The sequence below is a fragment of the Bradyrhizobium sp. S3.7.6 genome (genome assembly GCF_054061875.1).
On sequence record NZ_JBSSEQ010000001.1, the window covers coordinates 8,204,836 to 8,217,662 of the forward strand.

Annotated in this window: 15 protein-coding genes; 6 read left to right on the plus strand and 9 right to left on the minus strand. The window is 63.8% G+C overall.

Features of this window, described 5'->3' with window-relative positions:
• Positions 1 to 30 precede the first annotated feature (30 nt).
• The 6 genes from ACVJ5M_RS39585 to ACVJ5M_RS39610 all read right to left on the minus strand — a co-directional run bounded on the left by ACVJ5M_RS39585 (position 31) and on the right by ACVJ5M_RS39610 (position 4,848).
• Positions 31 to 828 (minus strand): adenylate/guanylate cyclase domain-containing protein, encoded by a 798-nt coding sequence (locus ACVJ5M_RS39585; protein WP_063985336.1) that lies wholly within the window; start codon positions 826 to 828, stop codon positions 31 to 33.
• Positions 829 to 915: 87 nt separating this feature from the next.
• Positions 916 to 1,128 (minus strand): hypothetical protein, encoded by a 213-nt coding sequence (locus tag ACVJ5M_RS39590; protein ID WP_014497603.1) that lies wholly within the window; start codon positions 1,126 to 1,128, stop codon positions 916 to 918.
• A gap of 266 nt (positions 1,129 to 1,394) precedes the next feature.
• A complete protein-coding gene (locus tag ACVJ5M_RS39595; protein ID WP_354099877.1) occupies positions 1,395 to 1,607 on the minus strand; it encodes a hypothetical protein in 213 nt (70 codons plus the stop codon).
• 704 nt (positions 1,608 to 2,311) lie between these two features.
• Positions 2,312 to 3,505: an adenylate/guanylate cyclase domain-containing protein gene (locus ACVJ5M_RS39600; RefSeq protein WP_063986667.1), complete on the minus strand. Its 1,194-nt coding sequence runs from the start codon at positions 3,503 to 3,505 to the stop codon at positions 2,312 to 2,314.
• Positions 3,506 to 3,631: 126 nt separating this feature from the next.
• The gene (locus tag ACVJ5M_RS39605) at positions 3,632 to 4,216 is read right to left on the minus strand and encodes a HutD/Ves family protein (RefSeq protein ID WP_063985338.1); all 585 of its coding nucleotides are present in this window, start codon (positions 4,214 to 4,216) and stop codon (positions 3,632 to 3,634) included.
• 101 nt (positions 4,217 to 4,317) lie between these two features.
• Positions 4,318 to 4,848: a hypothetical protein gene (locus tag ACVJ5M_RS39610; RefSeq protein WP_063985339.1), complete on the minus strand. Its 531-nt coding sequence runs from the start codon at positions 4,846 to 4,848 to the stop codon at positions 4,318 to 4,320.
• A gap of 798 nt (positions 4,849 to 5,646) precedes the next feature.
• Here ACVJ5M_RS39610 and ACVJ5M_RS39615 point away from each other — a divergent pair.
• Positions 5,647 to 5,943, plus strand: a complete 297-nt coding sequence (locus ACVJ5M_RS39615; protein WP_028153826.1) for a hypothetical protein — start codon at positions 5,647 to 5,649, stop codon at positions 5,941 to 5,943.
• Between the two features lie 57 nt (positions 5,944 to 6,000).
• Here ACVJ5M_RS39615 and ACVJ5M_RS39620 read toward each other — a convergent pair whose 3' ends face one another.
• Genes ACVJ5M_RS39620 through ACVJ5M_RS39630 form a run of 3 tightly spaced genes read right to left on the minus strand, consistent with a single transcriptional unit; the run spans position 6,001 to position 8,084 of the window.
• On the minus strand, positions 6,001 to 6,846 hold the full coding sequence (locus ACVJ5M_RS39620) for an SDR family NAD(P)-dependent oxidoreductase (protein WP_354099878.1): 846 nt from the start codon (positions 6,844 to 6,846) through the stop codon (positions 6,001 to 6,003).
• 10 nt (positions 6,847 to 6,856) lie between these two features.
• On the minus strand, positions 6,857 to 7,408 hold the full coding sequence (locus ACVJ5M_RS39625; protein WP_063985342.1) for a carboxymuconolactone decarboxylase family protein: 552 nt from the start codon (positions 7,406 to 7,408) through the stop codon (positions 6,857 to 6,859).
• Positions 7,386 to 8,084, minus strand: coding sequence for a TetR/AcrR family transcriptional regulator (locus ACVJ5M_RS39630; protein ID WP_063985343.1), 699 nt, complete (start codon positions 8,082 to 8,084; stop codon positions 7,386 to 7,388). Before ACVJ5M_RS39630 ends, ACVJ5M_RS39625 begins: the two co-directional genes overlap by 23 nt.
• Before the next feature lie 167 nt (positions 8,085 to 8,251).
• Between ACVJ5M_RS39630 and ACVJ5M_RS39635 the strand changes: the two genes are divergently transcribed.
• The 5 genes from ACVJ5M_RS39635 (at position 8,252) to ACVJ5M_RS39655 (ending at position 12,825) form a co-directional block, all read left to right on the plus strand.
• The gene (locus ACVJ5M_RS39635; protein ID WP_063985344.1) at positions 8,252 to 9,463 is read left to right on the plus strand and encodes an ABC transporter substrate-binding protein; all 1,212 of its coding nucleotides are present in this window, start codon (positions 8,252 to 8,254) and stop codon (positions 9,461 to 9,463) included.
• A 4-nt stretch (positions 9,464 to 9,467) separates the two neighbouring features.
• Positions 9,468 to 10,361, plus strand: coding sequence for an MBL fold metallo-hydrolase (locus tag ACVJ5M_RS39640; RefSeq protein WP_063985345.1), 894 nt, complete (start codon positions 9,468 to 9,470; stop codon positions 10,359 to 10,361).
• A gap of 11 nt (positions 10,362 to 10,372) precedes the next feature.
• Positions 10,373 to 11,341 (plus strand): Bug family tripartite tricarboxylate transporter substrate binding protein, encoded by a 969-nt coding sequence (locus ACVJ5M_RS39645; RefSeq protein ID WP_063985346.1) that lies wholly within the window; start codon positions 10,373 to 10,375, stop codon positions 11,339 to 11,341.
• A gap of 31 nt (positions 11,342 to 11,372) precedes the next feature.
• Complete coding sequence (locus tag ACVJ5M_RS39650) at positions 11,373 to 11,912, plus strand: VOC family protein (RefSeq protein WP_063985347.1); 540 nt, start codon at positions 11,373 to 11,375, stop codon at positions 11,910 to 11,912.
• Positions 11,913 to 12,012: 100 nt separating this feature from the next.
• Positions 12,013 to 12,825: a class I SAM-dependent methyltransferase gene (locus tag ACVJ5M_RS39655; protein WP_063985348.1), complete on the plus strand. Its 813-nt coding sequence runs from the start codon at positions 12,013 to 12,015 to the stop codon at positions 12,823 to 12,825.
• Positions 12,826 to 12,827 lie beyond the last annotated feature (2 nt).

The following is a 12,827-nucleotide window of genomic DNA, read 5'->3' on the forward strand; positions in this document are numbered from 1 at the left end:
GCGGTCCGGTGTCCACCCTTGCCGGACGCCTCACGCCTCCACCCGATACAGCCTCCACCGCTCCGGCACACCCTTGAGCTGGTGCATGCCGTGATCCCTGAAGCTGATGGTTGATTGTGCCTTCAGCAAATCCTTGACCGCGCTCGAGACCAAGACTTCGCCGGCCCGCGCTTTCGCGGCGACGCGGGTGCCGATGTGGAAGGCGAGACCGACCATTTCGTCGCCGCTGATCGTATACTCGCCCGCATGCAGGCCGACCCTGATCTCTAGCCCCAGCGTGCGCACCGCCTTCTGGATCGCGGTCGCGCAACTGATCCCGGCCGCCGGCGCCTTGAACGTCGCCAGCACGCCGTCGCCCGTCGTCACGACTTCCTTTCCGCGCGAGCTCTTCAGCTCCTTGCGGACGGCTGCGTAATAATGGCCCATCACCTTGGTCCAGCGCGCATCGCCGAGCTTCGCCGCCTTGGCGGTGGAGCCGACGATATCGACGATCAGGATGGTGGCGAGCGCCCGCTTGAGATCGGTGCCGCGCTCGGCGGGGCGGCGCCGGAGCGCGATAGCTCCGACCAGCGGCTCATAGCGATGGCTACGGCGCCGCGCGATCGCGGCCTTTGCGTAATCCTGGGCACGCTGCGCCGTGCCGCACCGAACTGTCTTCTCCTGCGGCGAGCGCGTCCAGTAGACCTTGCGCCCGGCGCCGGTGCCTTGGACCTCGACGCCGCCCCACTTCAGGAAAACCGCCGAGCCGACGCGCCTGACACACCACGCCTTCGACGTGTATCCCGATACGTTCGACTGATGGACTCCGATGCGAAGGAATTTTGGCATGAACGCGCGGCCAGTCGAAGGAACGTGGGCGGACCTCGGACCAACGTATTCGCACATGCCTGCATTGGCAACAGGGCTCCTCGCACCCTATGCTCCCCTGCGAGCCTCCTGCTTGCCGATCGAGCAGCGCCACGCCGCGAGACGTTCGGCTGGATGCTGCGCCATCCATTCGGCGAGCTGCGGCGCTCCCATCAGACAGGACTGCATCGTCACGTCAGCGAAATCCGAGGTCGTGACGATCTGCTCGTGGCAATCTGTCGGCGACGAGAGGCTGCAGAGCACGGCAATGATCTTGATCATGTCACGAGAGCTCCTTCGACGTACTCGGGCTCTGCGTCGCCGCCCGAGGGGTCGACCGCGGCTCGACGGGCCGCTCGCCGTCGGGATCTGCCCGCGGAAACACGGCGTCATAGTTAGCGCGCGCTTCGCGGATCAGCCGCGCACGCTCGCGCTCAGCTCTTGTGACCAGTCGAACAACTTCGCCCATATCGGCTCCACGGGGTGGCAAGAGAGGAAACTGACCAGACGGCCCTGATTGGGCGACCGGCTCACCGCGCAACCCGCAATCACGAGTACGATTCGTATCGCGTGCCGGCCGAACGCGCCGATGACCTCGCCGCATCGACGCTTGATGCCTTTTCGGCGCGCCGCTGATAGTCATTGGCCAGCATCTCGAGACGGGTCGCGACCACGATGTCCGTCATGGTCCGGGCCGCGCGCAGCAGGCTCTGCGCCGTCTCGAGATATTCCTTTCCTCGTCGTGACATCTGCATGGTCATAGGCGCCTCGCGCGGTTTTCTGAAAACATGTCGACAACCGACGGAAATCGACCGAACCAGTCGCGCTCACCCTGCCGGCGCGTCGCCAAACGTTCGACGCACTTTTTCGAGCAAAGGGGCTTTCGCCAAGAGTAGTAGCGGACCAGGCCAAACTTGCCGTCGCACGCGGCACAGCGAGCGGTTCGACTTCCAGAAACTTGGGAACAGTTTGGCATTGTCGTCTCCTCTTGTGGTCGCGTCCGATGTGTCGATCACCTTTTCTGTTGCATCGAGGCAGCCGCACCGACTGTCCTCGACCAAATCTTGCGGCACCAATCGCAACGCCGCCAGTGAAGCCAACCTAGGCGTCCTGCGCGAACATATCTTTCAACAACGCGTCCGATATTGCCCATAAGCACGACTTCCGTCGCGCGCAGGGGACGTACCCCCGACAACTGCGCGTTTGCGCGATCGCCCGATTCCGGAACTGGGTCGACGTCACGGCGACGCACGCATGCACCGTCAATCACAGCGCGTCGAGGCCATGACGAGCGGAGATGGCGACCGTCGTTCGGAGATGCCGGGGTGTGCAGGACGATGGCAAGCTGGCGTTGCCGATGAGGAGCTGGATTTCTCCGCCATGCCGCGCAATCGGCGGCGCGCGGGTCATCGGCAATCTTGCGTCAGCGAGATTTCAACCGGACGGCTGCGGCGAGCATCACGCCTCAGCCGTGAAACGCAAACAGCTCGATCGGATCGCTGAAGCCGCGCACCTCGTATTTGCCGACATGCTCGAGCTCGAACTCCCGCTCGACCAGCTCGGCGAAGGCGCGCGAGAGCAGCACCGGTCGTCCCAGCTGCTTGGTCAGGGCTTCGAGACGGGAGGCCATGTTGACGGCGGGACCGATGACGGTGAAGTCGAGCCGGCTGGACGATCCGATATTGCCGTACATGACGTCGCCGACGTGGACGCCGATGCCGTAATTCAGCGGCGCGCGGCCGGTCCCGTTGTTCCGTTCGTTCAGCGCGGCCATAGCCTGCCGGGCTTCAGTCACGGCGCGCAACAGGTTTGCGCAGGCGCCGGGCCCGCTGAGCGGGAAAATGGCGAGCAGGCCGTCGCCGATGAATTTCAGGATTTCGCCGCCGTGCCGCGCGATCGGCTCCGACATCGCGTCGAAATAGTCGTTGAGGAGATCGATGACGTCGTCGCGCGGCCAGTTGTCCGAGATCTTCGTGAAGTCACGGAGGTCGCAGATCATGATCGCGGCACGCACCGTCGTGCCGGTGCCGCGCCGCGTGGCCCCGGCCAGGATGAGCTCGCCGGCATGGGAGCCGACATAGGTCTCGAGCAGCGTTCGCGCCAGGCGGTTCTTGACGCGGATCTCGCTGACCAGCGCCAGCACCGGCAGCACGTTCTTGAGCGCAACCAGATGCGCGTCGTCGAAGCCGCCGGGGCGATCGGTCGCGAAGGTGACGAGATGGCGCTTGCCGAGTGTGTGGTGGAGCGGCCAGGCGACGTAGTCGGTCAGACCTTTCGCGCGCATCTCGTCATAGACCGCGTGCCTGCGGCCGAGCGACGGATCGCCTTCGAGGTTCTCGCGGAGTTCGCTCGCACCGTCCAGCATTTCGCTGACAGGGCTGCCGATGAACTCGGATCGCTCGAGCACATCGAAGTCGACCCGCGAGATCTTCGCCTCGCGCATGCCATCCAACCACATGAAGGCGGCGCCGAGCCATTGCGGATGCTGGATCCGGACGTGCATCGTCGACCGCTTGAGCGGAATGCCCGCCTGCTGGAGGCGGATGCACATCTCGGCAAAGATGTTGTCGACGAAGCGCTCGCCGCTCGTGCCGTTGGTCAGCCAGTCGACGACGCCGTCGGATAGCGTGGTGGGGCGATTTTGGTCTGGCGCGGTCATATCCTGCCCGTTCATATCGTGGCTTGCGCGGCGGTCCGCATGATCACGGCAGATATCGTGTTCCGGCGCCGCGGCGTCAACCTAGCCATGTGCATGGATTGTGCGCATCCGCCGGGCGATTGCCATCTAGCCGACGAGCTGAATCGAGCCCAGTACCGCCAGCCCTGAGACGAGTCCCAATCTGGACGCCTGGGTCTGCTCGACCTTCAGCGTGCTGCCGTCGGGGATGACAATATCCTCGCCATTGAGACGAATGCTGCAATCGCCGGAAACCGCGTAAACCAGGTGCGTGCCGGCGGACAAGGGCCGCTCGCCGGGTTCCCTGAGTGCCAGCAGCTCGATCTCCGCCGCGCCGCGCCGGGCCATCAGGTTGACGACCTCGACGGGACCCGCCTCGAGCGCGGTCACGACCTCCATCTCGCCGGTGAAGCGCACCGCCGTAAAAGGTTCGCGCTCGTCGAAGTCCTGGCTGGGCGACTTCAGCACCAGCCCGCGCCCACCGACGACCATTTGCAGGCGGTCGATGCCGGGCATGTAGGAGAAGGGCCCGGGCGCCACGATCGGCGTCGAGGCAAAGCGCCAGAGCAGGCTGTCCCAATCCTTCGCCGGCGCGTCGGCGCGATGGGCATCCGCGATATCGGTGAAGATGCCGCCACCGTTCTTCCAGGGCGAGCGGGTGTAGTCTTCGGACTTCAGCAGCGTGGTTTTCATGTCTTGAATTTATCCGGGAAGGCATGTGGCCGAGATCGTCCGCGCATCATGCGCGGGTTGGGCCGGCTTTGCCAACCGGTTTCACCGGCGATGAACTGCCGTCACGCTTTGGCGTCGAGGTTCAGCCTGGTGCTCAGCTCGTTGACGAGCGAATCCACGAACTGGTTCTGATAGGCCGAGATGCCGTTGAAATAGACCGGGCCGCCGGACTGCACCAGCAGGCCGCCGCCGGACATTTCGGCATCCTTGGCACCGCTCTCGGATTGGGTATCGAGCTTGCCCATGGCGTCGTTGAGCTGCGCGGCGGTCTTGTCGTCCATCTCGCCATTGGCCTGAAGCGTGGCGAGCAAGGCCTGGTAGGCACTGCCGAGATCGGCTCCCGTCCCCGTCTCGGCCGTCGCCGAGAAGCTGCCGTTGGTCTTGCCGCTGTAGCTCTTGTAGGTCAGCGTCTCCGTGGTGGTGCCGTCACTGTTGGTTCGATTGTCGAGCAACAGTTCGAACGCGTTGCCATAGGCGCCCGTCGTCAGCATGTTCGGATCGTTCGGATTCCTGTTCTTGCTCGCGCCTGTCTTGTCGGAGCCTGCGGTCCAGTTCGGCGGGACGGTGTAGCTGACGTTGGTCACGACGCGCATTCCTGTGTGCATTCCAAAGCGCGGAGAATGTTCAGCAAGATATGTGCCAGCGACAGCGCCGTTGATTCCTACCGGCTTTCCTTGCCGTAGCGCGTGGAATTCGCACGACGCTGCAAAAATTGCCCGGCAGTTTCATCCCGTCGCGCGATTGTGCGGAGCTTGCGCCTGAGTTCGTAGCCCGGATGAAGCGCAACGCAGTGCCGGGGCAACTCGCGCGATGAGGCTGTGCTCCCGGATGACGCTTCGCTTCATCAGGCTGCGCGCCCTCCACTCTTTGTCGGGAGCATTGTTGGCCGTCAGCCTTCATGGCCGCACCAAAAGCCTTGCTGTCGAACTTGCCGATCTTCTCGGTGACGGATTTGACGAGATTTGGGGGGACGGATCGCTTCCCCTTGCCCCCGCCGGCGGCAATTTAGGTCAGAAATCTACCCCTTTTGGGTACCTTGCACGAAGCTTGAAGCGCCGCATAATACAGACACTTATCCAAAGGTAATCCGCTCGCGCTTCGGCCAGGCAATTGCGTAACGCGCTCCTCTCAGTGGGAGAATTGCAATGCCCGTGTTGGACTTGCCGTACTGGTTGATCATTGCAGGCTCCGCGTTGGTATTGGGCGGGCTCATTGGCTTAGGGGTCAGCCGCAACAGGCGGGTTGAGAGCGATCCCATTCTGCTCCCGGGCGATTTGACGGCATGGAAAGCCGAGGGATCAGAGACCTCGGACCTTGCGGCTATCCGGGATTCGCACAACTGACGGCTTGTGCCCGTGGCCCATTCTGCGGAGCAAACTCTGGAGAGAGACATGACCCTGCACTTTACGCGCGTCGAGACTCCGGTGCATGAACTTGAAATCTGGATGGCGTGCAGCGGCGGATTTTCGTTCGTGATCAGTAACGAAAGCCGCACCGGTCCTGGCCTTCACGGAAAGCCCGGCCTGGTTGCCTCATGGCGACCGGTCGAAGAAAACAAGTCCGCGATCAAGCTTGGCGGCTCCCCCTTCAGTACCTTCGCCGAAGCCGAGAAGGCCTGCGAAGCCGTATTGGAAGCACTTGAGCAGATGAGCGAATCGCAAACTCCGACGACGTCCTCGCCGCAATGAAGAGAGACTCTGCTCGCCGGGGCATCGAATTCCGCGCCGCCGGATTGTGCTGGCGTCTTACATTCCGCTCAGGCCGCTATCCACCGCGAGCGACTGTGCGGTGACGTAGACGCTCTCATCCGACAGAAAGAACAGCACGGCATAGGCGATCTCCCAGGCGGTGGCCTGCCGGCCGAAGGGGACGTGGCCCTTGCCGCGGCTGGGGCGGCCGGCGCCGGCTTCGCGGCCGTTGGGGGTGTCGACGAGGCCGGGATAGACGAGATTGGCGCGGATGCCGCGGCGTGATCCGAGATAGGCGATGTTGCGCATCAGGCCGCCGAGCGCGGCTTTCGACGAGTCATACACCGCCATCTGCGATCCCGCTTTCAGCGCGGCGATCGAGGAGATGAAGACGATGGCGCCGCCATTGTCCAATTTCGGCATCGCGGCGCGGCAGCACAGCATGGGACCGCGGACGTTGACGTCGTAGATCCTGTTCCATTCCTCGGGGCTGACGGCATCGAGGCCGGTCTTGCCGAAGGTGCCGATGTTCAGCACCATGCCGTCAAGGCCGCCCATCGCGCGATGCGCCTCCTCGATCATGCGCTGGACGTCAGGCTCCGACGTGACGTCGGCAGTGATGGCAAAACCCTCGCCGCCTTCGTCGGTGATGTGCTTGACGGTCTGCTGTGCGGACGTCCGGTTGAGATCTGCCACCGCGACCTTCGCGCCCTCGCGTGCGCACAAAATGCTCATGGCGCGGCCGTTGCCGATCGGATCGGTGGCAGCGTCGAACACGCGCTGGCCGCCGCCGACGATCAGGATACGACGTCCCTTCAGGCGTCCCCTGCCCGGCGCTTCGCCCAATGACTCCGCGCTTGGTGGACGGACGTAACGCTCCGGTTTGCTATCGATTTCCGCCATCTCAGCCGCCCTACTTCTTGCCGCCGTCATAGACCTTCATGCCGGCCGCGGGATCGAGATCGGTTTCGGTTGCCTCGGTCAGGCGCGCCATCATCATATAGAAGCCGAGCGCGACGATGGCTTCGACGATCTCCTGATCGCTGAAGTGTTTTCGCGCGGCAGCGAAGGTCGCCTCGGGCACGCGAACATTCTCGACCACCTCGCGGCCGAACTTCAGCAACGCGCGCTCAGCATCGCTGAAGCTGGCGGCATCGTAGTCAGCCCGCTCCACCGCATCGATCTGTCCTTGCGTGCAGCTGACCCCGATCGCGATCGGCACGTGCTGGCGCCATTCATAGGCGCCGCCCTCGAGCTGGGCGGCCTGCAAGATCAAAAGCTCGCGGTTGACGGCTGAGAGCTTCTGCTTGTGCAGGATCGAATTGCCGAGCCGCATCGCCGGGATCATGTTGGCCTCGGCATGGGCCATCATGCGGAAGATGTTGAGCTTGACCGGCATGCGGTCGAACGAGGCGCGGATATCGCCGCTCGTCGTCTCCGGATCAATCAGGGGCAGCCTTGCCACGCGTTTCTCCCTTGGGTTTTCGTTTCTTGTTGTCTTCGCCATTGCCTGCCGCGATCAGCGACAGGAAAAAGGCGAGATAGCGGTCGATCGCCTCGATCACCTTCGGCCGCGGCGAAGGTGCCGCGCCCATCACGTAATGCTCGAGGCGGATGTAGATCAGGCCGGCCGCGAACAGCCGCGCGGCCTCGCGCGGATCGGGTGTCGAGACCAGGCCGGCGAGCGCAAAACCGCGAAAGTAATCCGTCATCATGCTCTGCTCGCGCGCATAAAAATGGTCGGCGAATTTGGCGCGGATGCCGGGCACGCGGTTACGTTCGGCGGTGATTACTTTCTGGAATTGGTGCTCGCGCGGGTCGGACCATTGCTCGACGAGATCAAGCGCGAACTGACGGCAGAACGCGGCCGGCTGGCGCGCCAGCTGCTTGTAGCGCGGCTCTTCCAACCGGCTCGCCGAACTGGCGGGGCCGTGCTCGGCCACGATCGCTTCTAGGATCGCGGCCTTGCCGGAGAAATGGTTGTAGAGGCTGCTCTCGCGGATGCCGACGCGGCGCGCAAGCTCGCGCATCGAGGCGCCGCCATAGCCGCTCTGCGCGAACAGATTGAGCGCTTCGCTGAGGATGCGCTCGCGGGTCGTGGGCGCAGCCGCTTCCGCCGCGCTGGAGGTGTGGACAGCCATGTGGCTTGACTAACGAACGAACGTTCGCTAGTCAAGCGTACGAACGATCGTTCGTTTCGCCAGTCTGGCGGCAGCGGTCGCGGCCCGCAAGTCCGCTTCGGGCGCTGTTCTCGCGTTTCAACTCCGCTCCAATGAGAGGCGGAGAGCAATTTTGGGGAGACGACCTCATGGCGCGCTTTGCCCGCCTTCGCCTTCGTGCGGCCTGCATCCTGTTGCCGCTGCTCGCAGCCAGTGCCGTTCAGGCCCAAAGCGCGAAATACGATCCCGGCGCCGACGACAAGACCATCAAGATCGGCACCACCGCGCCGCTGAGCGGGCCAGTGTCCGCCTTCGCGCAGATCGCCAAATCGGCGGAGGCCTATTTCCGCAAGGTGAACGACGACGGCGGCGTCAACGGCCGGCGCATCCAGATGATCATCGCCGATGATGCCTACAGCCCGCCCAAGACGGTGGAGCAGACGCGGCGGCTGGTCGAGAGCGAGGAGGTGCTGCTGATCTTCGGCGGCGTCGGCACGCCGACCAACAGCGCCGTGCACAAATATCTCAACGACCGCAAGGTGCCGCAGCTCTTCCTCGGCTCTGGCGCCGCGAAGTGGGACGATCCCAAGAACTTTCCGTGGACCGTTGGCTGGCAGCCGACCTATCGCGACGAGGCGATCACCTACGCGAAGTACATCAAGGCGAGCCACGCCAATGCGAAGATCGGCGTGCTCTACCAGAACGACGACCTCGGCAAGGACTATCTGAAGGCGTTGGAGGAAGGGCTCGGCAGCGGCGAGGCGATCGTTGCGCGCGCGGCTTACGAGACCTCGGCGCCGACGGTCGATACGCAAATCCTGCAGCTCAAGACCGCAGGCGCAGAAATCGTGCTGGTGGCGGCAACGCCAAAATTCGCGGCGCAGGCGATCCGCAAGATCGGCGAGATCGGGTGGAAGCCTGTCACCATCATCTCCAATGTCTCGGCCTCGATCAGCGGCGTGCTGGAGCCGGCCGGCAAGGACAATTCCACCGGCGTCATCTCCAGCCAGTATTTGAAGGACGCGACCGACCCGGCCTCGAGGGACGACGCCGGCTATAAGGAATGGCTGGCGTTCATGGACAAGTACCTGCCGGACGCCAACAAGAGCGACTGGCTCAATGTCTACGGCTACACCATCGCGCAGACGCTGGTGACGGTGCTGAAGGCGTCCGGAAACGACCTCACCCGTGCCAATGTGCTGAAGCAGGCCACGACGCTCAAGGACGTGAAGCTGCCGATGCTGATCAACGGCACCGCGGTGAACAATTCGCCCGAGCACTACACGCCGATGACGAGCCTCCAGCTCATCCGCTTCGACGGCACGCGCTGGGTGCCGTTCGGCGACCTCCTGAAGAACTGAGCCCATGCGGCAGGTCAGGATCGGCAGCATGCGGATCGATCTCGTCAGCGAGATCCCTTCGCTTGCCTTCGAAAAGACCTGGCTGTTCGCCAACGTCACCGACGCGGTGATCGCGGAGAACCGGAGCTGGCTCGATCATCGCTATATCGAGCCGGAGACCGGTCGCTTCATCCTCAGCCACCACTCCTATCTGGTGCGCACGCCGCGCTGGACCGCCATCGTCGACACCTGCTGCGGCAACCACAAGCCGCGGCCGCGCGTGCCGATGTGGGACAACCTCAACCGACCTTATCTCGACAACATGCAGGCGCTGGGCGTTGCCCCTGAAGAGGTCGACTTCGTGATGTGCACGCATCTGCATGTCGACCACGTCGGCTGGAACACGCGCCTCGTGGACGGCCGCTGGGTGCCGACCTTCCCCAACGCGCGTTATCTGATGGGACGCGAGGAGTACCGCCACTTCGAGGCCGCGCACAATGCCGCGCCGAAACGCCCGGTCAACCACGGCTCTTTCGAGGACTCCGTGCTGCCGGTCGTCGCAGCCGGCCTCGCCGAGCTGGTCGAGACCGATCATCGCGTGTTCAACGATCGCGACGCAGGCTTACGCTTCGCGCCGGCACCGGGCCATACCGCCGGCAACATGCAGATCCACCTCAATGGCGGCCACGATCACGCGGTGATGTCCGGCGACGTCATCCACCATCCCATCCAGTGCGCGGCGCCGTGGCTGTCGAACGCCGCCGACGTCGATCCGGCCGCCGCGGTCGCAACACGGATGGCGCTGCTGGAAGAACTTGCGGACACGCCGAGCTATCTGCTCACCGGCCATTTTCCGGCGCCGACTGCGGGCCACGTGATCCGGCATGGCGAGGCCTACAGATTTCGTTTCGAGGATTAGGGGGAACTATCATGAAGCTGCGCACTGTCACCCTGTCATTGCTCGCATTGCTGTCGGCGGCACTGCCGGCACACGCCGAGGATCCTGCCACCTACCCCACCCACAAGATCAAAATGCTTCTGCCCTATGCGGCCGGCGGCGGCGGCGACGTGATCGGCCGCTTGCTCGCCGACAAGATGGGCAAAACGCTTGGACAGAGCGTCTATATCGAGAACCACACGGGTGCTGCCGGCACACTCGGCACGCAGATGGTCGCGGCGTCGCCGAACGACGGCTACACCATCACCGTCGGCGGCATGACCACGCATGTGCTGGCGCCGGCGATCTATCCAAAACTGCCCTACGATTCGATCAAGGATTTTACGACGATCGGACGCATCGGGACGTCCTCGATCATGCTGGTGGCGACCAGGGATTTTCCCGCCAATGACATCAAGGGCCTGATCGCGCTTTCCAAGAAGGGCGAGCCGATCCAGTACGGAAGCTGGGGCGTCGGCTCGACCGGACAATTCTGCGCGGAAATCCTGATGCAGCAGACCGGCATCAAGATGGATCACGTGCCGTTCAACGGCATCGCCAAACTCGCGGGCGACCTGCTTGGCGGCCACATCTCGCTTGCAACGCTGGACATGGCAACCGCAACGCCACTGGTGAAGGACGGCTCTATCAAGGCGCTGGCCGCCTGCGGCGAGCGCTCGCCGAGCCTGCCTGACGTCGCAACCTACAAGGAACAGGGCGTGCCGTTCGACCGCAGCCTGTCCTGGGCGATGTATGGTCCCGCCGGCCTCGCTCCCCCGATCGCACAGAAATTGTCGGCGGCGTTGAAGGACGCGCTGGGCGATGCCGAGGTGAAGGAGAAGCTTTTGGGGCTCGGCATCACGCCGCAATACGTGCCGGGCGACGAGCAGCGCGACATCAACGCCCGCGACATCGCAGCCTGGAAGCAGGTTGCCAGGGACGCAGGCATCGAGGTCAAGTGACGATCGCAAGCGATCAGAAGGGAGCGCGGGCATGAGCCGCATTTTCGGCGCGGTGCGCCAGAACGGATACGTCGTGCGGGACATCCACGCCGCGATCAAGCACTGGATCGAGGTGATGGGCGTCGGCCCCTGGTACTACATGGACCGCGTCAAGACCGACTGGTTCCGCCATCGCGGCCAGGACTCCGCGGTCGAGATGAGCATTGCGCTGGCCAATTCCGGCGATCTCCAGATCGAGCTGATCCAGCAGCGCAACGATGCGCCCTCGCTGTACAAGGAATTCCTCGACGCCGGCCACGAGGGCCTCCAGCACATGTCCTACTGGAGCCACGACTATCAGGCGCTCTACGACAAGGCACTCGGGCTCGGCTACAGGATAGGCCATGAAGGCCAGATCGGCGGAGACAAGGGACGCTTTGCCTATTTCGACACGCAGGCCCATCCAGGAACCATCATCGAAATCTCCGACATCAGCGGCACCAAGGGGCCGTTCTTCGAGAAGGTCCAGCAGGCGGCGATGACCTGGGACGGGACGCGGCCGATCCGCGAAGTCGGCGGAGCGAAACCTTAAAATCCGACCGCCGGATTGCGACCGGAAGAGGCCGCAGATGCGGTACGACTGCGATCCATGGTAGCATGAACCTCGTGTCCGAACCTTCAGCGAGGCAAGCATGTCCAACACTGACAAGGTTTTCGCCGGCTCGATTCCGAAAATCTACGACGAGTATCTCGTCCCGCTGATCTTTGCCCACTACGCCGCCGACATCGCGAAGCGTATCGCGGCTCTTTCCCCGTCGACGATACTGGAAACCGCGGCAGGTACCGGCGCCGTTACGCGGGCCGTGACCGCGGCGCTGCCTCCCGGCATCCGTTACGTCGCAACCGATCTCAACGAGCCGATGCTCGAGATCGCGGCGCAGCGCCAGGGTGAGGACCCGCGCATGACATGGCGTCAGGCGGATGCCACCGCCCTGCCCTTTGACGAAGCCGCGTTCGACGCGGTCTGCTGCCAGTTCGGCGTCATGTTCTTTCCCGACCGCGTCAAAGGCTACGCCGAGGCAAAGCGGGTGTTGCGGCCGGAAGGCACGTTCGTATTCAACGTCTGGGACCGCATCGAGGAAAACGTGTTCGCCGATGACGCCACCGCGGCGCTCGGAAAAATGTTTCCCGATGATCCGCCCCGTTTCATGGTGCGGACGCCGCATGGCTATCACGACAAGGCCATTATCAGAGCCGACCTGGAACAAGCGGGCTTCCGCCACATCTCGATCGAAACGCTTGCTGCGGTGAGCCGCGCGCCGTCGGCCGAGTATGTTGCGATCGCGCTCTGCCAGGGCACGCCGCTGCGCAGCGAGATCGAGGCCAGGGATGCCAGCAAGCTTCAGGCTGCGACCGACCTCGTCGCCGAGGCGCTCCGATCGCGCCATGGGTCCGGAGCGGTCGAAGGCAAGATTCAGGCGATCGTGATCGAGGCGCGGCCGTAGGT

What these genes read in the sequence shown, in the direction of transcription:
- ACVJ5M_RS39585 (WP_063985336.1), bottom strand. Translation starts at nt 828, where the DNA reads ATGCCAAAATTCCTTCGCATCGGAGTCCATCAGTCGAACGTATCGGGA.
- ACVJ5M_RS39650 (WP_063985347.1), top strand. Translation starts at nt 11,373, where the DNA reads ATGAGCCGCATTTTCGGCGCGGTGCGCCAGAACGGATACGTCGTGCGG.
- ACVJ5M_RS39610 (WP_063985339.1), bottom strand. Translation starts at nt 4,848, where the DNA reads ATGCGCGTCGTGACCAACGTCAGCTACACCGTCCCGCCGAACTGGACC.
- ACVJ5M_RS39605 (WP_063985338.1), bottom strand. Translation starts at nt 4,216, where the DNA reads ATGAAAACCACGCTGCTGAAGTCCGAAGACTACACCCGCTCGCCCTGG.
- ACVJ5M_RS39615 (WP_028153826.1), top strand. Translation starts at nt 5,647, where the DNA reads ATGACCCTGCACTTTACGCGCGTCGAGACTCCGGTGCATGAACTTGAA.
- ACVJ5M_RS39630 (WP_063985343.1), bottom strand. Translation starts at nt 8,084, where the DNA reads ATGGCTGTCCACACCTCCAGCGCGGCGGAAGCGGCTGCGCCCACGACC.
- ACVJ5M_RS39635 (WP_063985344.1), top strand. Translation starts at nt 8,252, where the DNA reads ATGGCGCGCTTTGCCCGCCTTCGCCTTCGTGCGGCCTGCATCCTGTTG.
- ACVJ5M_RS39620 (WP_354099878.1), bottom strand. Translation starts at nt 6,846, where the DNA reads ATGGCGGAAATCGATAGCAAACCGGAGCGTTACGTCCGTCCACCAAGC.
- ACVJ5M_RS39600 (WP_063986667.1), bottom strand. Translation starts at nt 3,505, where the DNA reads ATGACCGCGCCAGACCAAAATCGCCCCACCACGCTATCCGACGGCGTC.
- ACVJ5M_RS39640 (WP_063985345.1), top strand. Translation starts at nt 9,468, where the DNA reads ATGCGGCAGGTCAGGATCGGCAGCATGCGGATCGATCTCGTCAGCGAG.
- ACVJ5M_RS39655 (WP_063985348.1), top strand. Translation starts at nt 12,013, where the DNA reads ATGTCCAACACTGACAAGGTTTTCGCCGGCTCGATTCCGAAAATCTAC.
- ACVJ5M_RS39595 (WP_354099877.1), bottom strand. Translation starts at nt 1,607, where the DNA reads ATGACCATGCAGATGTCACGACGAGGAAAGGAATATCTCGAGACGGCG.
- ACVJ5M_RS39590 (WP_014497603.1), bottom strand. Translation starts at nt 1,128, where the DNA reads ATGATCAAGATCATTGCCGTGCTCTGCAGCCTCTCGTCGCCGACAGAT.
- ACVJ5M_RS39645 (WP_063985346.1), top strand. Translation starts at nt 10,373, where the DNA reads ATGAAGCTGCGCACTGTCACCCTGTCATTGCTCGCATTGCTGTCGGCG.